The following is a 22680-nucleotide window of genomic DNA, read 5'->3' on the forward strand; positions in this document are numbered from 1 at the left end:
GAATCTCCTGGATTATTCAGCGTCGATCGCAAGCGCGTCGTTGATGAGCTGAGCTTGTTGTTTTGCATGCAAATATGGTGAACCACAAGCCGGTGCAGCAGATGCTTCACGGCCAGCGTAGCTAATACGGACTTGTTTATCCGCTTTCATCACATCGTCATATAGACGCGGAGCGATGAACAACCAAGCACCTTGGTTTTTAGGCTCTTCTTGTGCCCAAACCAGTTCTTTCACATTTGGATATTGTGCAAGGACTTCTGTCAGGCGTTTTTCTGGGTATGGATATAATTGTTCAATACGCACAATCGCAGTATTGTTCAATTCTTTTTCACGACGTTTTTCAATCAGGTCGTAATACACCTTACCACCACACAGAACCAGACGGGTTACATCTGACTTGTTGATGTTGTCCACTTCATCAATCACGGTCTGGAAGCTACCGTTTGCAAGTTCTTCTAGCGTAGACGTTGCAAGTTTGTGACGAAGAAGAGACTTCGGTGAAGTCACGATCAATGGCTTACGGATTGGACGAATCGCTTGACGACGTAAAGCATGATAAATTTGTGCAGGTGTGGTCGGTGTGATCACTTGCATGTTGTCTTCAGCACATAGCTGTAAGAAACGCTCTAAACGTGCAGATGAATGTTCCGGACCCTGACCTTCAAAACCGTGTGGAAGAAGCATGGTCAAACCACAGACACGTTCCCATTTGGTTTCACCAGACGAGATGAACTGGTCAATCACAACCTGTGCACAGTTCGCGAAGTCACCGAATTGCGCTTCCCAAATGATCAAGCTCTTAGGAAGAGTCGTCGCATAACCATATTCAAATGCCAATACCGCCATTTCTGACAACAATGAGTCATAGATTGCAGTACGCGGCTGGTTTTCTTTCAGGTTACACAGCGGAAGATAAGTTGAACCATCGACCTGGTTATGCAGTTTTGCATGACGGTGTGAGAAGGTACCACGACCTACGTCTTCACCGGTTAAACGAAGCAAGTAACCATCATCTAGTACAGTTGCATACGCCAGAGTTTCAGCAGCACCCCAGTTCAGTGGCATTTCACCCGTTTGCATTTTCAGACGGTCATCGATCACTTTCGCAACCTGACGCTGCATCACGAAGCCTTCAGGAAGTTCGCGCATTTTCGCGCCAAGTTCTTTTAGACGCTCGATCGGGAAAGTCGTATCCCATTCGTCTGTGTAGTCATGACCCAAGTAAGGCGTCCAGTCCACAAACATTTTCTTGTTCGGTTCAAGTACCAGCGCATTGGCAACGTGATTACCCGCTTCCAGATCTGCACGGTAATTTTCAACCATTTGATCTGCATTTGCACGATCAAGAACACCCTGTTGTACCAGTTGATCCGCATAAAGCGTACGCGTGGTCGCTTTCTTGCTAATCACTTGATACATCATTGGTTGAGTTGCAGCCGGCTCATCCGCTTCGTTATGACCACGACGACGGTAGCAGAACATGTCAATCACAACGTCTTTACGGAAAGTATGACGGAAGTCATGAGCCAATTGTGAAATGAATACCACAGCCTCAGGATCATCACCATTGACATGGAAGATCGGTGCCTGGATCATTTTCGCGATATCAGTACAGTATTCTGTAGAACGCGCATCACGTGGATCAGAAGTGGTGAAACCCACCTGGTTATTAATCACAATGTGCACTGTACCACCCACGGTATAACCGCGAGTTTGTGACATCTGGAAAGTTTCCTGGTTGACGCCCTGACCTGCAAATGCAGCATCACCATGTACGATTAATGGCAATACGTCATCGCCGCCAATGTCTTTACGACGTACTTGACGTGCACGTACCGAACCCTCAACCACAGGGCCAACGATTTCCAAATGTGACGGGTTAAACGCCAATGCCAAGTGAACTTCGCCACCTTGGGTCATCACGTTTGAAGAGAAGCCTTGATGGTACTTAACGTCACCAGAACCTTTCTTGTGAATCGATTTACCTTCAAATTCACCAAACAGGTCAGCCGGGTTTTTACCCATGATGTTAACCAAAAGGTTCAAACGGCCACGGTGAGGCATACCGATTACAACTTCTTTACAGCCAACAGAACCTGCACGCTGAATAATTTCGTTAACCATCGGGATGAATGATTCACCCCCTTCAACGCCAAAACGTTTTGCACCAACAAACTTATTACCTAGATATTTTTCCAGGCCTTCAGCTGCGGTTAAACGTTCAAGGACATGTTTCTTTTGTTCAGCATTAAAACCATATTGACCACGTGCACTTTCCAGACGTTGTTGAATCCAACGTTTCTCTTTGGTGTCCACAATGTGCATGTATTCAGCACCGATTGAACCACAGTAAGTGGCTTCCATTGCCTGAACCATCTCAGCCAAAGTCGCTTCTTCTTTACCGATCGCCAGGTTGCCAGTATTGAATACCGTATCTAGGTCCGACTGAGTTAAACCATGCGCAGCAAGATCCAGATCAGGCACAACTTCACGTTTCGCCAAACCCAATGGATCCAGTTTTGCTTTCTGGTGACCACGATTACGGTATGCAGCAATCAGCTGCAACACGCCAATTTGGCGACGTTCATGCTCTGAGCTGACAGTTGATTGAACAACAGGCTGAATACGGCTTGAATTACGACCTAAAAGTAGGAATTGCTCACGTACATTACTGTGTGGTTGATCACCTTTTGGGAATTTACCGAAGTATTCTTGCCAGTCAGCACCTACTGAATCCGGAGCCGTCAAATACTGCTCATAAAGTTCTTCAATATACGCTGCACTATCAGCGCTAAGTTCAGTGTCAAGACGCAGAGCGTCAGCAACTTCTTGCATTTGTGGACCCATTTCCTATTGCAAAAACATTTTCAGGATGCTTTTTAAGCAAAACCCAGGATTATTAGTGTCAGATTGGTAATATGACACTAGTCCCCCATAAGGCATAAGCCATGAGGCGTTATCACCACACCAAGAAAATCTTGATATGTTTAATGAACAATAACACCCCTCAGCGGTATCATTACTCATTGAATACCCGATCGAAACCGGGCAATTTTTTGCAAATCGACTTAGAAAAAACAAGTAGGAACAAAGATTTTTTCTAAAGCGACTCAAGCCTACCTTTATATACCAGTCCCTGGTTATGCAATGTTTAAAAAATGTACCTAAAATGGCATTTTCTAAAGATAGTCATAGGCTAAATGCTAACATGTTCTCAAGTTTTCAATTGATTTTTTTGACACATACCTTTCATAAATTGGCTAAATACAGTTCAGATATTTTACTCTAACCTATGGTGCTTTATCTCAAAAATAGATTCAATGTAGACTTAAGTCCTAAGCATTTCCGATAAATAAAAAGAGAGCAAACCTTTCAATCCACTCCCTCCTTAAATTTCCGTTATATAATAACATCGTTCTTGTTATTTTTCAGGTCAGTTTTACAGCTAAAAATCATAAATACCCCAAATAATTACATGTTCTTCTTCTATGGCACTTAACATCACCCGTCATTTCCTGACTACCTGACTCAACTTTATACATTTTAAGTATAGTATCTTTATTTTTATCTGATGATTTTTTATTTTGCTTCAATGGTTTGCACAAAAAAAGCACACCTTGTGGTGTGCTTTTTTCCAAACTGCTATCAGCAGCCTATTAACCTGCCATATCTAAAAGCATATTACGGATGTGACCGATTGCTTTAGTTGGGTTCAAACCTTTAGGACACACAGATACACAGTTCATGATGCCTTTACAACGGAACAATGAGAATGGATCGTCAAGACGAGCCAAACGCTCTTGTGTTCCAGTATCACGCGAGTCAATGATGAAGCGGTAAGCGTTCAACAATGCTGAAGGACCTAGGAACTTGTCCGGATTCCACCAGAATGACGGGCATGAGGTTGAACAACATGCACATAGAATACATTCATACAGACCATCAAGATGCTCACGCTCTTCAGGAGACTGTAAACGTTCCTTTGGAGGCGCAGGCTGGTTGTTGATCAAGAATGGATGGATCTTGTTGTACTGATCGTAGAACTGGTTCATGTCAACCACCAGATCTTTCACTACAGGAAGACCAGGCAATGGACGAACAGTAATTTCATTGGGTAAATCGTTCAGGTTCCAAAGACACGCCAAACCATTTTTACCATTGATGTTTACACCATCAGAACCACAAATACCTTCACGACATGAACGACGGAACGTTAAAGATTCGTCTTGTACTTTTAATGCTAGAAGTGCATCAAGCAACATACGGTGCTTGTCAGTCAATTCCAATTTAAAAGTCTGCATGTACGGTGCTTTATCCTTGTCAGGATCATAGCGGTAGATATGAAATGTACGAGTACCTCTACTCATATGAATTCTCCTGATTAGAATGTACGTGGTTTAGGTGGAATCGCGTCAACCGACAATGGACGGTAACGAACTGGCTTGTACTCAAGACGATTGTCCACAGAGAACCATAATGTGTGCTTCATCCACTCATCATCACGACGACCATATGGATAATCCGCATGATCCGGTGACAATTCGAAATCTACCACAGTATGCGCACCACGACATTCTTTACGCGCAGCAGCTGAAATTAAGGTCGCTTTTGCAACTTCATACAAGTTTTCAACTTCTAATGCTTCAACACGTGCAGTATTAAATACTTTAGATTTGTCTTTCAAATGAATATTACGAACACGTGGCTCAATTGCAAGAATCTGCTTTACACCTTCCTCAAGTAGTGCCGATGTACGGAATACACCTGCATGATCTTGAACAATGTCACGAATCGCATCTGCAACTTCCTGAGCATTCTCACCTGTTGTGGATTCGTCAAGTTTACGAATACGCGCAACCGTTTGCTCAAGTACAGTTGTTGGTAGTGGCTCGTACTCATCACCGTGATGCTTAGTCACATAATCGATGATGTGTTTACCCGCAGCCTTACCAAATACCACCAAGTCAAGCAATGAGTTGGTACCTAAACGGTTGGCACCATGTACAGATACACATGAACATTCACCAATTGCATAGAAACCTTTCACTGGCTTAGTGAAATCACGTTCGGCTGCATTGGTCGAATAAACATCGGTATCCTTGTTGTAATGTGCCGCCAGCGCTTCAGTTTCGCGTGACTCAGGCACAACAACCTGACCATGAATATTGGTTGGAATACCACCCATTTGGTAATGGATTGTTGGTACTACTGGAATTGGTTCTTTGGTGATATCCACGTTCGCGAATTTCTTGCCAATCTCGAATACCGATGGCAGACGCTTCATGATCGTATCCGCACCTAAATGCGTCATATCAAGCAGGATATAGTCACCTTTAGGACCACAACCACGACCTTCTTTGATTTCTTGGTCCATAGAACGTGATACGAAGTCACGTGGCGCCAAGTCTTTCAAAGTTGGAGCATAACGCTCCATGAACGGTTCGCCATCTTTGTTACGAAGGATTGCACCTTCACCACGACAGCCTTCAGTCAACAATACACCTGCACCCGCAACACCCGTAGGGTGGAACTGCCAGAATTCCATATCTTGCAATGGAATACCTGCACGCGCCGCCATGCCAAGACCGTCACCAGTATTGATATAGGCATTGGTAGATGCACGGTAAACACGACCCGCACCACCGGTAGCAAACAATGTGGCTTTACCTTGGAATACAGCAATTTTACCAGTTTCCTGGTCAATTGCAGTGACACCAAGTACGTCGCCTGCTTCGTTACGGATCAAATCAAGTGCGATCCATTCTACGAAGAATTGTGTACCCATTTTCACGTTGCTTTGATAAAGCGTGTGAAGAAGTGCGTGACCTGTACGGTCGGCAGCAGCACATGCACGTGGCACCGCTTTTTCACCGTAGTTCGCAGAGTGGCCACCGAATGGACGCTGGTAAATTGTACCATCAGCGTTACGGTCAAATGGCATACCCAAGTGTTCTAATTCGTATACCACTTGAGGTGCTTCACGCGTCATAAATTCGATTGCGTCTTGGTCACCTAACCAGTCCGAACCTTTTACTGTGTCGTAGAAATGGTAGTGCCAGTTATCTTCTTGCATATTACCAAGAGATGCACCAATACCACCCTGCGCTGCCACAGTGTGAGAACGGGTTGGGAAAACTTTGGTCAGTACCGCAACTTTCAAACCAGCTTGAGCAAGTTGGTAAGACGCACGCATACCTGAACCACCACCACCCACGATGACTGCATCGAAGGTTTCGTGTGGAATATTTGTGTAATCTTCTTTAGGGTTTATAGCGCCCATGATTGTTTCCTATCAATTCGCCCAAAAAATCTGGATCGCCCAGATTGCATATGCCAACACAGCAATAATCACTGCTGAAGTCAGTACAATACGCAAACCATTCGCAGAAGGACCCATTTGACGAGTCGTCACATAGTCTGTGAAAACTTGCCACATACCAATCCAAGCGTGTGCAACAAGAGATAAGACTGACAATAAAGATAGAATCTTCATTGGAGTTGTCATCATGAAGCCATACCATTGTTCATAGCTGAATCCACTGTTACACAGGATCCAACCCAAAATAACAACGGTATAAACAGCCAAAATAACAGCACTAACACGTTGGAGAAACCAATCGCGAGAACCTGAACCTGTTAAACCAGTAGCGCTTTTCATTAGAGTACGATCCATACAAATGCTGCAACAATACCGATTGCAGACAAGATTAATGCGATAGTAGATGCGACACGGCCACTTTCTAATTCTTCAGCAACGCCAATGTCAGCAAGTAAATGCTTAACACCCGCAATAAAGTGAAAAATCAAGCCGGCGACAAATACCCATACAATGAAGCGAACAATGAAACCATTCATGATTTCTTGAACTTGCGCAAAACCTTCAGGTGAAGACAGTGATTTGTCTAAAATCCAGAGAAGGACCGGTACGAGTAAGAATACGATAACACCTGAAAGACGGTGTAGAATTGATGCAATAGCCACGGGTGATTTTAAGTTTACTTCTAAAACTTGACCCATGGACAAATTGACAGGTCTGTTGCTTTTCACAGCGGGCATCCTGTAAGTAAAAACTCCATCCGGAGTTTGTTGGAATTAATTCGAAGGAAAGCTGGCATTCTTAGGCAAATACATGCCTAAAATCAAAACGACACTGAATTATAAAACGTCAACTATTAAAACACAAACAGATGGATTTGGCTTTTTCAAGAAAAACCCTTTAAATAAGAATCATTAACAACAACATATGAGGTTCTTTAGTGACTAAGAATCCACTAATTTTCATCTATATAATTGTTTTTAAATAATTAACTTGATCAATTTACTCTGTTATTCTTTTTAAAGCCAATTACCGCTATTTAGACTAAAGATGCACAGTTGCAGCACAAATCTTATTTAAAATCTCGATTTAATTTAAATGGAAATCAAGCTCATACAGGTAGTGCAGCAGTTATTAAGATGGGTCTGCTTTCAGGTATAATTATAACCTGAGCTTAAAGAGTCACTTAGACTGCACTCGATGATGGGTTTTTTGATCGCTTTAGAGGATTTGGATTCGAAAAATCACTCATTTATTTTTAGACTGGGGATCTTTGCTGCAAAGTTGGCCATTTATTAAGCTATTTTTTAATCAATTGAATCAAGTCAAAAATTTAATTAATTGCTTTTATTTATAATTCTGCATGTGCAAAGGAAATGAGTAAAAACTATGTAAGTTATGAGATTTATATAGTTTTAACAACTCCCAATAAGATCAGCGATACTTTTTCGCAGCATTTCTTAGTCTGAAAAAACGCTTACAAATAATTCAGGCCCTCTATTTTTTTCTGCACCTCTGTTTAAATTTGACTTATTATAGAGGTTTGATGCTGTGATTTTACTGAACTTTTTATACCAAGATGGTGTGACTAAGCCGCTGTGCAAGCGTCATTTTTTCATCCATAAGTATAATTGACAAAATTTCAGTACTCACTAATCTTATAGCAAATTTTTGATCCATCCGTTTTGTGCATTAAAAGATTGATAGACAACTCGGATATACATTCACCAGGACAGGAGATCTATTGAATGTCTGAAGCAACTGGCAAGAAAGCCGTTTTACAGCTTGATGGCAAAGAAATTGAACTACCAATTTACAGCGGCACATTGGGCCCAGATGTAATCGACGTTAAAGATGTGTTGGCTGCAGGTCACTTTACTTTTGATCCTGGTTTTATGGCAACAGCGGCGTGCGAGTCTAAAATCACCTTCATCGACGGTAACAAAGGTGTACTTTTACACCGTGGCTACCCAATTGATCAATTGGCGACTAAAGCTGATTACCTAGAAACTTGCTATTTACTTCTTAATGGCGAACTTCCGACTGCTGAGCAAAAAGAAGAATTCGACGCTAAAGTACGTAACCACACAATGGTTCACGACCAAGTTAGCCGCTTCTATAACGGTTTCCGTCGTGATGCGCATCCTATGGCGATCATGGTGGGTGTTGTTGGTGCGTTATCTGCGTTCTACCACAACAATCTGGACATCGAAAATGTTGATCACCGTGAAATCACAGCGATCCGTTTAATTGCGAAGATCCCTACTTTAGCAGCTTGGAGCTACAAGTACACAATCGGTCAACCGTTTGTTTACCCACGTAACGACTTGAACTACGCTGAAAACTTCCTTCACATGATGTTCGCGACTCCTGCTGATCGTGATTATAAAGTTGATCCGATTCTTGCAAAAGCAATGGATCGTATCTTCACGCTTCATGCTGACCATGAACAAAATGCCTCTACGTCTACAGTACGTTTAGCTGGTTCTACTGGTGCTAACCCGTATGCATGTATTGCTGCTGGTATCTCGGCACTTTGGGGCCCTGCTCATGGCGGCGCGAACGAAGCTGTTCTTAAGATGCTTGATGAAATCGGCTCTGTAGAAAACGTTGCTGGCTTCATGGAAAAAGTGAAGACTAAAGAAGTTAAACTGATGGGCTTCGGTCACCGAGTTTACAAAAACTTCGATCCACGCGCGAAAGTCATGAAAGAAACTTGTGACGAAGTTCTTGGTGCGCTTGGCATCAACGATCCACAACTTGCTTTGGCTATGGAACTTGAACGTATTGCGCTTTCTGACGAATACTTCATCAAACGTAACCTATACCCGAACGTAGACTTCTACTCAGGTATCATCCTTAAAGCGATTGGTATCCCGACAGAAATGTTTACTGTGATCTTCGCGCTTGCACGTACTGTTGGCTGGATCAGCCACTGGTTAGAAATGCACAGCGGTCCTTACAAGATCGGTCGTCCTCGTCAGCTTTATACTGGTGAAGTTCAACGCGATATCGCTCGTTAATTCGAACGGCGTTGCAAGACAGAAAAACCACCCTTTGGGGTGGTTTTTTTAGTGCTGACAAAATCCTACATATAGCCTCTTTAATCCATTTTAAAATGCATGAACCTCGACCATATTCATAGATTGAAAACTTGAACAGGATCTGTGCTTGATGTTGTTGTATGCCCTACCGTTTATTTTAAGATTCATCCGTTTTGAACAGTTTAAGTGCCGTAACTTAACGGCCGGTGAAATCAGAATCTGTCAGCAGGTATTTGGCAATCTGATTGACTATTCGGCAGTCAGAATCATGAATCACCCTTATTTACCCTGGCAATCCAGCCATGTGATTATGGCGCCCAGTGGTTATATCCATGCACGAAATTTAAATTATCGGGAAGACTATTCATGTGAAAGCTTGGCCTATCAGGCACTGTTTATTCATGAGATGACCCATATTTATCAATACCAACAGCAGATTAATGTGGTTTTAAAAGGCGCATTTCTACAAAGTGCTTATTTTTTAAGCTTAGGGAAATATAATCCTTACAAATATCAATTTAATCCCAACAAATCATTTTCACAGTATAATATTGAACAACAAGGTGATATTGCCCGAGATATTTTTCTTAAAAAAATACCCAATATTATTTTAGATAGCCAAACAATTGTTTGATATATAATCATTTTTATTCAAAATATCATCTTGATTTGGCATTTTGAAAATTAAGGCCATGAATAAATGATTTAAATCCTGAGATTTATTCATGTGCAGAAAACCTACATATTCTTTATTTTTGGATAATAACTTTTCATTTCAACATTCATTCTCGCAAAACAGCTCTAGCTTCTGGATTAAATTTCGATAAAATAACCCAAGTATGATATTTTAGCTCGCAGATCAAGATTTAACGATCCTGTGATAAAGACGTTTTTTCTTTTGCCATTTGGCATTTTTTTAAGTATCAAAATGCACTCAGCTGGATAATTAGAATTATAAAAATCAGTGACTTAGTGTATTAACCTATAGGAATAGGATTTAATTGGAATGAAAAGTTTTAAAATTGCGATTGCTCAGCTCTCTCCACATGTGGGCAATTTGGATGCAAATACTCAAAAAATGATTGATCAGGCCAATCAGGCTAAAAAAGATAAGGCTGATCTGATTATCTTCCCTGAGCTTGCAATCTTGGGCTACCCTGCAGAAGATCTATTAATTCGTCCAAGTCTGGCCAAACGCACCAAAGCTGCTTTTGAAAAACTGACTGAAGTCAAAGATATTGTGATGGTCTTCGGTTTTGTAAATCAAACTGAAGATGGCCAGCGTTATAACTCAGCAGCCGTCATGAAAGATGGTGAGGTGCTGGGTATTTATAACAAACAGGTGTTGCCAAACTATGGTGTATTTGATGAAAAGCGTTATTTCAGTGAAGGTCATCAACATCTGGTATTTGAATATCTCGGACACAAATTTGGTGTGCTGATTTGTGAAGACGCATGGTCTTTAGCTACTGTACAGCAGCTGGCAAAACTCAATATCGAAACTGCTTTGGTACTGAATGCCTCTCCATATGAAGTGGGTAAACCACAACACCGTATCGAGACCATGGCAGCTCTGGTAAAACAGCTGAATATCAATCTGGTCTATTGTAACCAGGTCGGTGGTCAGGATGATCTGATCTTTGACGGTACCAGCTTTGTGTTAAATAAATCTGGCGAAGTCGCGCTACAGGCCCCAAGTTTCCAGGAAAGCCTTTCTATCGCAGAATATGATGCTGAACAGCTTCAATTTAGCAAAGGTACAATTACACCTGCGCTGGACACCATGGCTGAGATCTATCAGAGCCTGGTGATGGCAACCCGTGATTATGTACAGCGCTCTGGCTTCCCCGGCGTGATTCTGGGCCTATCGGGTGGGATCGATTCTGCCCTGACCCTTGCGATTGCTGCAGATGCCATTGGTGCAGACAAAGTTCAGGCGGTCATGATGCCTTATACCTATACCGCGCAAATCAGCGTAGAAGATGCGGCTGAACAAGCAAAAAATATGGGTGTAACTTTTGGTATTGCCGAAATCAATCCGGTAGTAAACAGCTTTATGCAGGTACTCTTCCCGTTCTTTGGAAGCACCCCGGCAGATGCGACTGAGGAAAACCTGCAAGCACGTTCGCGTGGCACCTTATTAATGGCGCTTTCCAACAAGTTCGGCAATCTGGTGCTTGCGACCGGAAATAAATCTGAACTGGCTGTAGGTTATTGCACACTGTATGGTGACATGGTCGGTGGCTATGCCGTCTTGAAAGATGTGTACAAAACCATTGTGTTTGAACTGGCGAAATATCGTAACAGTATTTCAGAAACACCCGTGATTCCAGAACGTGTCATTACTCGCCCACCATCAGCAGAATTGCGTCCAGATCAGGTCGATCAAGACTCTTTACCTTCGTATGACATTCTGGATGCCATCCTGTATTCATACATCGAAGAAGACATGAGTCAAGACGATATTATTGACAAAGGTTTTGATGCCGAGGTGGTGAAAAAAGTCATCCGTCTGGTCGACATGAATGAATACAAGCGCCGCCAAGGTGCAATTGGACCACGAATCAGTTCACGTTCTTATGGGCGCGAACGTCGTTATCCAATCGTCAATGGCTGGAAAGCAGGTAACTAAGCCCTTTTCTTAGTCATTTAAATCAAATCGCCCGAGTGAATACTGGGGCGATTTTTTTATATCGACGCTAAAAGTAGAAAATTAATCAACAATCACAGAAAAATAATTTTGGAAATATCTGAAAATTTACTGGATGCTTCAAATAATTTTTATCATGCGCCATACTTTTTAAAAGACAAAAAAAGAGACCAAGCTGAGAGCTTGGTCTTTTAAAATGGTGGCTATGACGAGACTTGAACTTGTGACCCCCGCATTATGAGTGCGGTGCTCTAACCAACTGAGCTACATAGCCGTAAACTGTGTGCGCATTATCGTAATTTCAGGTGCTATCGTCAAGCATTTTAAAACACAAATGTTCAGTCTTTATGCAAATGAAGAATAAACTCTTAAACTTTAAACAATATTAGATTTTTTATTTGGTATTTCACATATTCTTATGAAGAACTTTAATGATTGGAGCTTTCACCGATGTACAAAATTAACATACTGATTCTTTTGCTCAGCACTTTAGCAATCACCGCCTGCCAAGTGATTTCTCCTATTTTTGTCAACTACAATGGAGTACGTCGCGATGTGGCACAGTGGATTAATCATCAACAATTCATGAGCATGCAACAGAAACGCACCTTGGCGCAATTAAGTCGGGCTCAACAGCAAATCAAGCGTTATCCGGAATATGATCAGACTCAACGACTGGCCATTGCCAAAGAAAATCAGATTGCATTCTATTGTGCACGTTTGCATGTGAACGAACATAAAATCCAGCAACTGCAACAACAAATTTTCGCACCTGAGACGCAGGCGATTTTAAATCAATATGAACAACTGGCACCACAAATCAAATTGGACCCGGCATCCATTCAATGTGATTGACAATCAGCTTGAATATTCCTGTAAATTCATATAATTCAATTATTTAAAATCAATAAACCATGAAACTTAAAACTCAGAAACCTGCGCTTAACTGTTTAATCTATTAGACATTATACCTATGTATTTACTTGGTTTTATTTTTATACAATACAGGCTATGATCAAAGTATAAACAACTATTCGTACTCGGTTTAACGTGTCATCATTTTTATAACACTTAATTCCCAACAGGAGAATTCTAATGCCTTTTGAACATATTTTAGTCCCTATTGACGGTTCGGAAACATCTTATGCTGCCGTTGATAAAGCAGTCGAAGTTGCCAAAGCATTTAACAGTAAAGTGACAGTGGTACAGGTACTGACACTCGACCCTTATATTGCTGCGGAATATATCTCTGCAGCGCAAACCAACGACCTGATTGAACGTGCCCGCACCTCGATCTTAAAAACTCTGGATGAAGCCAAAGCAAAATTCTCTGGTGCAGGTGTTGAAGTAGATACCCAGCTACTTGAAGGCCAGGTGATTTATAGCGAGATTGTCAAAGCAGCGAAAGATTTAAATTCTGACCTGATCATAATTGGTTCACATGGCCGTACTGGCTTCAAGAAACTGTTCCTGGGCAGCGTAGCTCAAAGCATTCTAGGTCAGGCCGATATTCCAGTGATGGTTATTCGCAAGTAATCCGTGCATCAAACTTAAAATCCCCACTTTCTAAAAGCGGGGATTTTTTATATCTAGACCCAACCATCCCACTGATAGCGTTTTAAATCCACACGATCACCGTCAAGTACAATCCCTTCCTGTATCAGCTTTTGTTGCTGAATATTCTGGCCAGATGAATCAAGCTTGTTCAGACTGATTTTAGCTTGTGCATTGATCACCCGATACCAGGGAATGTCGGTATTTTCTTCCAGATGGCTTAAAACCCGACCCACTAAACGTGCATGTTGAGGTAAACCGGCCAGTCTGGCAATCTGCCCATAGGTTGCAACTTTTGCATAAGGGATCTGACTGACCACAGTCAAAATCATCTCTGCCATTTCCTGACTGGCTGAACTTGTCTTGCTGCATTTCATCTGTTCAATAGTACCTTTAAATAAAAGATCACGCCCTGATCCCCCTATTAACAGCTATAGGAAAATAATCACGCCTGATTAAATGCTGATTCAAGCGATCTCATTTCACTATTAAACATAATCCAGTAGCGCTTTATCTTCTGGATTTTATCTTTAGAAATTATCTGGATTTTCCAGCCGTTTTACCTCTTGAACTTTGTCTGGATGATGTACGGTAGCAACACCATCGATATCTTTCTGATCAATCAGAATCTCTGGCTGAAAAATAGTGATGGTTTCATTTCCTTTGACATCTTCTCCGACAATATATTGAAAACCCTTACGGTTCAGCTTGTGGCACATACGCTGGTACCAGCCTTTAAAGCCCTGTGTGTCTTCCTCGGGATTATAGTAAAAAGCATTCATCACTGCAGGTAAGCCCAGACCACACACCAGACCCGACAAGAGCACCACAATAAAGGTATAGCCCACCAAGATACTGCTATAAGCCTCTAGCTGAGGAATATTGGCCACCGCCAGAATAAGCGCCAGGGAAATCCCGCCACGCACACCGCCCCAGGACAAAATCGTTAAACTGCCGTTATAGCTTTTTCGGCGTATTTTGGGGAACATGGCAAATGCCAAGTGATTGGCAGCAAAGCGGGCTAAATGTAAAATAATAAATGCCACAATCCCGCCCAAGACCAGACTGGTACTCAGGTCAAGAATAAACAACTCCAAACCAATCAGAGTAAACAGGAAGGAGTTAATAATCCCTTCAACCGTATGCCAGAAATGGTTCACGTCACCAATATCGGCATCGGCCAGAATTTCTTTCCATTTATTACCGACAATTAAGCCACCAATGACACAGGCAATCGGTGCTGAAGCATGGGCCAATAAAGCAATAAGATAAGAGCCACATGCCAATAAAGCAGTGGTCAGAATCAGTGACTCCATTTCATGCTTGCCACGCAAGATTCTTAATATTGCAAAGCCAAATCCCAGACCAATCAGTACGGCCACCACAATCTCATACAATAAAGTTTGCATGACAGCCAGTACCGTAAAGTTTTCGCCTTGCAGAACATTGAGCAGGGTCATAAATAAGGCGATACACATGGCATCATTAAATAACGATTCGCCTTCCAGCTTGACAATCAGATGATGCGGTGCGCGAACTGAACTCAATACGCCTTTAATGCCGATCGGATCAGTCGCACCTAAAGCCGCACCAAGTAATAACAACACCAGTAAATCCACATGATTACCAATCAGGAACTGATAGCCATATAAAACTGCACCAAAGAACACCGCGCAAAAGACCAGCGCTAAACTTGCCAAAATACCAATCGGTCGCCAATGATTACGTAAATCTGAAACCTTAAACTTCAGTGCAGATGAGGTCAGAATAAAGCAGATCACCCCATTGATCAGAAAGTCATAAAAATCGATGTTACGAACAGCCTGCTCGATATTGTCAATATTAATACTAAAGAATGGATTACCTTGTAATAAACTGGCGCCCCATTGCAAAATAAAAACAAAGATGGCCGAAACAATCGGAACACCGATCGCTTGCGGAAAACCTAAAACACGCTTATTAAACATAGTGGTGGCAATGGAAAGTGCAAAGACCACCGTGAGTAGCTGAAGAAAAAAGAAATTTCCCATTCGGTTTCCTAAAGTCGGGCGAGATGGAGCAATATGCGCCGAGCGGCATGGTCAAAATAGAGATTTGAATAGCAGAGCATTAATAAAAAGGCATTCTAGCAAAACAAGTTTAATCCTCTTTTTATCGAATTGAGTTAAGTTTCTTTTCAGTATTTCCGAATGATGATTTAACATACAGATCAGCACTCGGCTTTTGCTTTCCCATCTTTCTATTTTGAATTTTTCTCCCATGCACCAAACTGTCAAAACCATTTTTCGTCTTTGTTTTGCGAGCGTGATTTTTCTGATCACCTTATCCTTATGTTTTACCTGCTTCGCTAAAATTCAGGAGATTCTGCAGGCAGAACAGCATTATCAGCAGGCAACCCGTATTCCCTTGAAAAGTACAACTGGCGAACAGTATGTTTTGGTATCTAATAACCAGCGACCGGACAATGCCATTTTTATTCTGATTGCAGGAAATGGTTATGTGGCCAAAATCAATTGTGAGCATTACAGTGCTTTATGTAGTGATGAGGACAATCAATCACATACCCGTCAAATCCAGAGCGTCCACCTAATTAAAGCGGGAAATCTGTTTTATATTGAAAAAATTCAATTTAGAGATAGCCGGACTGGCAAAGTCACGGCTCTCGAATATACCAACCATGATATGCAGCAGTTCTATCAAAATGACATCAACAATCTCAAATATACGGTCTTTGCCATTGCCTTGTTTGCTTTGGCCGCCTTATTTGTCAGTATCAAGATATTAAGAAATTTCCGGCGTTTTCTGCATAAATAAAAAAGGATTGCCTGCTCCACAGCTGCCCCACAATTGAATTAAGTAGATTTTGGAGATGCGAGTGTGACAAGGAGGTCACACCTTAGCCATCACGACAAGCATGTTGTGTATGGCGAACAAAAGACTTTTGCCTGCTTTTGACCTGTCAAAAGCAGGATTTCATGACGTCATAGATTCAAACTATAACCAAAGTTAAAATGATGAGAAGCAGTGGCACCTGCTCCTTTTTTATCTGGAAACAAGCTAAATATTTTGGTTAAAGGTATCGCAATTCGAAACCTGACCCGATTTCAAGCCGGTATTAAACCACTGTACGCGCTGCGCACTGCTGCCATGGGTAAAGCTGTCCGGTACCACCTGCCCGCGAGCACGTTTCTGTAAATAGTCATCACCAATTTTATGTGCGGCATCCATAGCTTCCTGCACATCTCCCTGTTCCAGAAACTGGGTGCGCTGATGATTATGGTAGGCCCAGACTCCAGCCAGACAGTCTGCCTGCAATTCTTGGCGCACTGAAAGCTGGTTACTCTGTACCTCGCTTGCCTGCTGACGTGCCTGCTGTACTTGAGAGGAAATCCCCAAAATCGTCTGGATATGATGACCTACTTCATGGGCCACCACATAAGCCTGCGCAAAATCTCCGGCCTGATCATTACGGGCGAGTTCGGTGGCATTCTGTTCTCCACCAATCCCCATCTGAGTACGCATATCTTTAAAGAATGCGGTATCGATATAAACTTTCTGGTCTGCCGGACAGTAGAAAGGCCCCATCGCCGCCTGAGCCGTACCACAACCCGAATTCACAATGCCATTGAACAAAACCAATTTCGGGGGAACATACTGCTGATTTAACTGCTGCTGAAACACCTGAGTCCAGGTATCTTCAGTATCTGCCAGTACGGTGCCGACAAAATCAATCGACTCCTGCTGTTCCGGCGTAGGATTTTCCAGACCCCGTGTTTCCGCCGCACCCGATACGCCTTGGGTGACCTGCTTTGTGGTCTGATAAGCCTGCTGTGGGTCGACACCAAAGAATTTCCAGGCTACAAAAGCCACAATCAACCCGACAATACTGATTCCGCCAGCTTTGGCACCACCACCGCGACGGTCTTCTACATTACTACTGACACGACGACCTTTCCAACGCATAGTTTTTTCCTTTTCTTCATCTGCTCAATTTGCAGATATTTTTGCATCTTAAGCTTTTGATGATTTGGGCCAGATTTTTTTAATCAGGCTGATGACCAGCATCACCAGCAGACCCGCTAAAATTCCCACGGCGAAATTAATCAAGGTCGGTGTCAGGGCACCTACAATATTTCCGATACTGGGAATATCCTGTACATAGCTAACACTATCTTCAGTAAAGTGGTGAATAACAGGAATAGCATGATTAATAATTCCCCCACCGACCAGGAACATCGCAGCAGTTCCAACAACTGATAAAATTTTCATCAGAATCGGGGCAAATGCCAACAAGCCGCGTCCTATTTGTTGCTTAAAATCGGACTGCTGCTCGGTCAGATGCAGACCGATATCATCCAGTTTGACAATCAGGGCAACAAAACCATAGACCCCGATGGTCATCACGATCGCGATCAGGCTTAAAACGGTAACTTTGGTCAGCATAGAGGCTGCTGCCACCGTCCCCAAGGTAATCACGATAATTTCAGCCGAAAGGATAAAGTCGGTGCGAATCGCGCCTTTGACTTTTTCATTTTCAAACTGGTGCAAATCTGTTTCAGTCTGGATCAGTTGCTCACGGGCCTGTTCAGCATCCTTGGCCTTCGGTGTATACAAGGTGTGTACGATTTTTTCCACACCTTCATAACACAGAAACAAACCACCCAGCACCAATAAGGGGTTAATCAGCCAGCCGGCAATAAAGCTGATTAACAAGGCCAGCGGCACTAAAATCAGCTTATTGACAAAAGAACCTTTGGCCACTTTCCAGACTACCGGCAATTCACGATCTGCCCGTACGCCTGACACTTGCTGTGCATTTAAAGCCAGATCATCACCGAGGACGCCTGCTGTTTTTTTGGCTGCCATTTTACTCATCACAGCCACATCATCCAAGACCGTCGCAATATCATCTAATAATAGTAATAAACTGCTCGCCATATTTATTATCCTTATCATATTTCAGTTTATTTTAATCAAAATTCTTAAAAATATTGTATTCACTTGTTTAATTAATAAGATTTTTTTAATACAGCTTTTTTTCTGGCTGACAATCAAAAACAGAATACCGTACAATGTTGCCATTCGTTAAAATACAGCTGTAGTACTGACTACCCTTTGGAATAAATAATGAGTAATCAAGATAATCGTCCAGTGATCTTGACGGGCGACCGTCCTACCGGACAACTTCACCTCGGCCACTTTGTCGGTTCATTACGCTCTCGTGTAGGCCTGCAAGATTCTCACCATCAACACTTGTTACTTGCTGATGCTCAAGCACTCACCGATAATGCCGATAATTTTGAAAAAGTACGTCGTAACATTATTGAAGTGGCAACGGATTATCTGGCTGTCGGTATTGATCCAACTAAAACCACAATTTGTGTTCAGTCATGTTTACCTGCCTTAAACGAACTGACGATGCTTTACCTCAATTTCGTGACGGTGTCACGTTTAGAGCGTAACCCGACCATTAAATCTGAAATCCAGATGCGTGGTTTTGAGCGCGATATTCCAGCGGGTTTCTTATGCTACCCGGTGGCTCAGGCAGCAGACATTACGGCATTCAAGGCCACTGTTGTTCCTGTGGGTGAAGATCAGATTCCAATGATCGAACAGACCAATGAAATCGTGCGTCGTCTGAACCGTCAAATCGGTCATGACCTGTTACCAGAATGTAAAGCGCTACTGTCTAATGTCGGCCGCCTCCCTGGTTTTGATGGCAAAGCGAAAATGTCAAAATCTTTGGGCAATACCATTGTGCTGGATGCGACAGATAAAGATATTAAAAAAGCCGTCAATGCCATGTATACCGATCCGAATCATCTTCGTGTGGAAGACCCAGGTCAGGTTGAAGGCAATGTAGTATTCACTTATCTGGACGCCTTTGATCCAAACAAAGAAGAACTGGAAGAGCTTAAGGCATACTACCGTCGTGGTGGTTTAGGCGATGGTACAGTGAAAAAACGTCTGGAAGGCATTCTCAAAGAATTGATTGGTCCAATCCGTGAGCGCCGTATGGAGCTTGCTAAAGACCCTGACTATATTATGGATATTTTAAAGACCGGAACAGATAAATGTCGTGATATTACCCAGGCGACTTTAGATGAAGTGAAAACCGGTTTAGGTGTATTCCGTTTCTAAACATAAAATGACCACCTAAAGCTCTTCATATGAAGGGCTTTTTTATTGCGAGGTGTTTATGCACGATAAAGCAGCAAACTCGCCCATAGAATCTCCATAGTTTTAACCTTAATTAACATCTATTAACATGAATACTGCTGAGTCAAGCCTTACCGGGTCGTATTATAGCTACATACAGTAAGGAATCAGATTTAACTCTCTCCACAGTTAAGCTTGATGTAGTTTGAAAAAACATTCCTTTTTCTACGCAATGATCACCCCAATCATTGCGTTTTTTTTGTCTTTAATTTTTTAGTATAGCGATTTAAAGCATAAAAAAACCCGCCTAAGCGGGTTTTCTAAAATTCAGCACTTATGCATTTTTATGACGCATATGCGGGAACAAGATCACATCACGGATACTTGCTGCATTAGCAAAGATCATCACCAGACGGTCAATACCAATACCTTCACCGGCTGTTGGCGGTAGGCCATATTCCAGTGCTTCTACAAAGTCTGCATCATAATGCATCGCTTCATCATCACCCGCATCTTTTTCCGCAACCTGTGCCTGGAAACGTTCCGCCTGGTCGATTGGATCATTTAATTCCGAGAAGCCATTTGCCAGTTCACGACCACCAATAAAGAATTCAAAACGGTCGGTGATGTGCGGATTATCATCATTACGACGTGCCAATGGAGAAGTTTCCGCTGGATATTCCGTAATGAATGTTGGTTGACGCAGTTTGGTTTCAACTGTTTCTTCAAACACAATCGTTTGCAGCTTACCCAGACCAAAACCTGGCTTCACTTGCTCTTTCAATTCTTCCTGAAGGAATTTTGCCAGGAACTCACGGTCATTGACATTTTCCGGAGTAAATTGCGGGTTATTTTCCAGAATTGCATCAAACATTGAAATTTTCTTGAATGGCCCTTTGAAGCTATACACTTCATCACCATAAGGCACATCGGTCGAACCCAAGATATCCAGCGCCAGTTTTTCCAGCATCTGCTCAGTCAATTCCATCAGATCTTTATAATCTGCATAGGCTTGATAGAATTCAATCATGGTGAATTCTGGGTTGTGACGCGTAGATACCCCTTCGTTACGGAAGTTACGGTTAATTTCGAACACACGTTCAAAACCACCCACCACCAAACGTTTTAAATAAAGCTCTGGCGCAATACGCAAGAACAATGGCATGTCCAGTGCATTATGATGCGTTTCAAACGGACGCGCAGAAGCACCGCCTGGGATCACATGCATCATTGGCGTTTCAACTTCCATATAGCGTTTTTCAGTCAGGAAGGCACGAATACCTGCAACCACTTTGGCACGAATTTCAAACGTTTTACGGGTTTCTTCGTTCACGATCAGATCAAGATAACGTTTACGATACTTTACTTCAGTATCATTCAGACCGTGGAACTTGTCTGGCAGCGGACGCAATGATTTGGTTAATAATTCAAAATGTTCGATGTGTACATACAGATCGCCTTTGCCTGAACGACCGATATAACCTTCGATTGCAATAATGTCGCCAAGGTCTAAACCTTTGATGGTCGCAAGTACATCTACAGCGAGTTCTTTACGGGCGACATAAAGCTGAATACGACCTGTCATGTCCTGGATCACAATAAATGAACCACGGTTTAACATCACACGACCGGCAACTTTGACGTAGACCTTTTCGCCTGCTTCAATTTCTTCTTTAGATTTATCAGCGAACTGGTCTTGTAAATCTTGGGCATAATGCTCACGCTTAAAGGTATTTGGCCATGGGCTTTTACCAGTTTCTTGTGCCTGAGCTTCGATTTGCTTTAACTTGGCATGACGCTGTGCAATTAAATCGTTTTCGGAAATGATTTGTTCAGAAGTCGATTGAGCGTTAGTTTGCGTCATCTCTGCCTCGAATAAGATTAGTTAAAAAATAGAAGTTGCATAGAATAGCAGAAATCCTACCCAAATCGTAGCTTAAACACTCTCAGGAAGCGGCTTTTCTTTGGAAAAATCCACTATCTTGGCATTTTCCCAACCTTATCCCCTCAATCTAATCCACTCTACCAATACAATTCAGCTCGATTTGGGACCGATTATGCGATTACTTAGATGAAAGTCCTAGTGTGTGACGAGGTAGAGCAAATCACTGCGCAGAAAAATGCTGGCTTAGACCAATAGCTAACTGCCTTGAATGTCCACACGTTCTACAATGATGCTCAGATTGAAGATGATGTGCCAATCAATAAATACCAATATGGCATGCCCCATAAAAATGAGTAAGATTATGTCTAAGATTTTGTTTTTACATGGCTTAGATTCCTCCAGAGAATCCACCAAGTTTCATGCAATTAATGTCGTGCATAAATATTGTATTGATGTCGATTATCGTAATCTGAGCTATAATTCGGTCACCAATTTTTATCATGAGATGATTGAAACCATCAAACCGGATATTCTGGTGGGTCATAATCTTGGCGGCTATTGGGCACTGAAAATGTCGCAGGCTTATCACCTTCCCTGTGTGGTGGCGAATCCCATTTTGCAACCCAATTTCAGAGATGATTATCCGGCAATTTGTCATGGCGATTTACAGCATGATATTCCGCAGTTTGCCTATCTAGAACTGGGCGATGAAATTCTGGATATGCATGCGGTTCAGGCACAGCTTGAAGACTATATGCAAATTCAGGCAGTTGATGGCGGCCATCATCGACTAGAACATCCTGAACAGATTAATACGCTGATTCAGGAAATTGAACATCATTTTATCAGACAATAAAAAAGCCCCGATATTGAGGTAATGCTGATCAGTTAAGGAGTTTAGAAATAGACTCTTTAACTTTTTAGTCATTCACGGCGGAGTCTTAACTTTATAAATCAAATACTTGAAAATAATTTGTTACTTTGGTTTCGCCCAAAGTAACCAAAGGCATTTGTCGTCCGCAAAACTCGTCAGCCACCATCGACTAGTAAATTTGTCGCAGAAACAATCATT

Annotated in this window: 18 protein-coding genes and 1 tRNA gene; 8 read left to right on the forward strand and 11 right to left on the reverse strand. The window is 42.2% G+C overall.

Annotation, left to right across the window (positions count from 1 at the left end; genetic code table 11):
* Positions 1–12: 12 nt before the first annotated feature.
* The 5 genes from FTT75_RS07725 to sdhC form a co-directional block, all read right to left on the reverse strand.
* A complete protein-coding gene (locus FTT75_RS07725; protein ID WP_074383181.1) occupies positions 13–2835 on the reverse strand; it encodes a 2-oxoglutarate dehydrogenase E1 component in 2823 nt (940 codons plus the stop codon).
* A gap of 821 nt (positions 2836–3656) precedes the next feature.
* The gene (locus tag FTT75_RS07730; RefSeq protein WP_005171970.1) at positions 3657–4367 is read right to left on the reverse strand and encodes a succinate dehydrogenase iron-sulfur subunit; all 711 of its coding nucleotides are present in this window, start codon (positions 4365–4367) and stop codon (positions 3657–3659) included.
* A 14-nt stretch (positions 4368–4381) separates the two neighbouring features.
* Entirely contained in the window at positions 4382–6280 is a 1899-nt protein-coding gene (gene sdhA, locus FTT75_RS07735) for a succinate dehydrogenase flavoprotein subunit (RefSeq protein WP_005171973.1), read from the reverse strand.
* 12 nt (positions 6281–6292) lie between these two features.
* Positions 6293–6658, reverse strand: coding sequence for a succinate dehydrogenase, hydrophobic membrane anchor protein (sdhD, locus tag FTT75_RS07740; protein WP_005096282.1), 366 nt, complete (start codon positions 6656–6658; stop codon positions 6293–6295).
* Positions 6658–7056 (reverse strand): succinate dehydrogenase, cytochrome b556 subunit, encoded by a 399-nt coding sequence (gene sdhC, locus FTT75_RS07745; RefSeq protein ID WP_074383085.1) that lies wholly within the window; start codon positions 7054–7056, stop codon positions 6658–6660. The genes sdhD and sdhC overlap by 1 nt, the downstream gene beginning before the upstream one ends.
* 1008 nt (positions 7057–8064) lie before the next feature.
* Between sdhC and gltA the strand changes: the two genes are divergently transcribed.
* From gltA to FTT75_RS07760, 3 genes are all read left to right on the forward strand, one after another.
* Positions 8065–9339, forward strand: a complete 1275-nt coding sequence (gene gltA / locus FTT75_RS07750; RefSeq protein WP_005096279.1) for a citrate synthase — start codon at positions 8065–8067, stop codon at positions 9337–9339.
* Between the two features lie 151 nt (positions 9340–9490).
* Entirely contained in the window at positions 9491–9994 is a 504-nt protein-coding gene (locus FTT75_RS07755; protein WP_074383086.1) for a hypothetical protein, read from the forward strand.
* Between the two features lie 372 nt (positions 9995–10366).
* On the forward strand, positions 10367–11992 hold the full coding sequence (locus FTT75_RS07760; RefSeq protein WP_180186200.1) for an NAD+ synthase: 1626 nt from the start codon (positions 10367–10369) through the stop codon (positions 11990–11992).
* Between the two features lie 215 nt (positions 11993–12207).
* Here the strand turns inward: FTT75_RS07760 and FTT75_RS07765 are convergent.
* A tRNA-Met gene (locus FTT75_RS07765) sits at positions 12208–12284 on the reverse strand.
* Positions 12285–12460: 176 nt separating this feature from the next.
* Here FTT75_RS07765 and FTT75_RS07770 point away from each other — a divergent pair.
* On the forward strand, positions 12461–12865 hold the full coding sequence (locus tag FTT75_RS07770) for a hypothetical protein (protein ID WP_005171986.1): 405 nt from the start codon (positions 12461–12463) through the stop codon (positions 12863–12865).
* A gap of 240 nt (positions 12866–13105) precedes the next feature.
* Positions 13106–13546 carry a universal stress protein gene (locus FTT75_RS07775; RefSeq protein WP_005096273.1) on the forward strand — a complete coding sequence of 147 codons (441 nt, stop codon included), beginning with the start codon at positions 13106–13108 and terminating at the stop codon, positions 13544–13546.
* 53 nt (positions 13547–13599) lie between these two features.
* Here the strand turns inward: FTT75_RS07775 and FTT75_RS07780 are convergent, their stop codons facing one another.
* Both FTT75_RS07780 and FTT75_RS07785 read right to left on the reverse strand, forming a co-directional pair.
* Positions 13600–13896, reverse strand: coding sequence for an MGMT family protein (locus FTT75_RS07780; RefSeq protein WP_005096272.1), 297 nt, complete (start codon positions 13894–13896; stop codon positions 13600–13602).
* Positions 13897–14094: 198 nt separating this feature from the next.
* Positions 14095–15594 (reverse strand): sodium:proton antiporter, encoded by a 1500-nt coding sequence (locus FTT75_RS07785; RefSeq protein ID WP_005171990.1) that lies wholly within the window; start codon positions 15592–15594, stop codon positions 14095–14097.
* 229 nt (positions 15595–15823) lie between these two features.
* On the opposite strand from FTT75_RS07785, the gene FTT75_RS07790 reads away from it, so the two are divergent.
* On the forward strand, positions 15824–16378 hold the full coding sequence (locus tag FTT75_RS07790; RefSeq protein WP_005171992.1) for a hypothetical protein: 555 nt from the start codon (positions 15824–15826) through the stop codon (positions 16376–16378).
* A 243-nt stretch (positions 16379–16621) separates the two neighbouring features.
* Here FTT75_RS07790 and FTT75_RS07795 read toward each other — a convergent pair whose 3' ends face one another.
* Both FTT75_RS07795 and FTT75_RS07800 read right to left on the reverse strand, forming a co-directional pair.
* Positions 16622–17527 carry a neutral zinc metallopeptidase gene (locus FTT75_RS07795; protein ID WP_180049643.1) on the reverse strand — a complete coding sequence of 302 codons (906 nt, stop codon included), beginning with the start codon at positions 17525–17527 and terminating at the stop codon, positions 16622–16624.
* Positions 17528–17575: 48 nt separating this feature from the next.
* Positions 17576–18502, reverse strand: coding sequence for a DUF808 domain-containing protein (locus FTT75_RS07800; protein ID WP_086044017.1), 927 nt, complete (start codon positions 18500–18502; stop codon positions 17576–17578).
* Between the two features lie 189 nt (positions 18503–18691).
* Between FTT75_RS07800 and trpS the strand changes: the two genes are divergently transcribed.
* Complete coding sequence (trpS, locus tag FTT75_RS07805; protein ID WP_005172000.1) at positions 18692–19705, forward strand: tryptophan--tRNA ligase; 1014 nt, start codon at positions 18692–18694, stop codon at positions 19703–19705.
* 352 nt (positions 19706–20057) lie between these two features.
* Here the strand turns inward: trpS and lysS are convergent, their stop codons facing one another.
* Positions 20058–21587, reverse strand: a complete 1530-nt coding sequence (gene lysS, locus FTT75_RS07810; protein ID WP_180186201.1) for a lysine--tRNA ligase — start codon at positions 21585–21587, stop codon at positions 20058–20060.
* Between the two features lie 382 nt (positions 21588–21969).
* Between lysS and FTT75_RS07815 the strand changes: the two genes are divergently transcribed.
* Positions 21970–22464, forward strand: a complete 495-nt coding sequence (locus FTT75_RS07815) for a YqiA/YcfP family alpha/beta fold hydrolase (protein WP_159516429.1) — start codon at positions 21970–21972, stop codon at positions 22462–22464.
* Positions 22465–22680 lie beyond the last annotated feature (216 nt).

The sequence above is a fragment of the Acinetobacter sp. YH01008 genome (genome assembly GCF_013420435.1).
Taxonomy (GTDB): domain Bacteria; phylum Pseudomonadota; class Gammaproteobacteria; order Pseudomonadales; family Moraxellaceae; genus Acinetobacter; species Acinetobacter pseudolwoffii.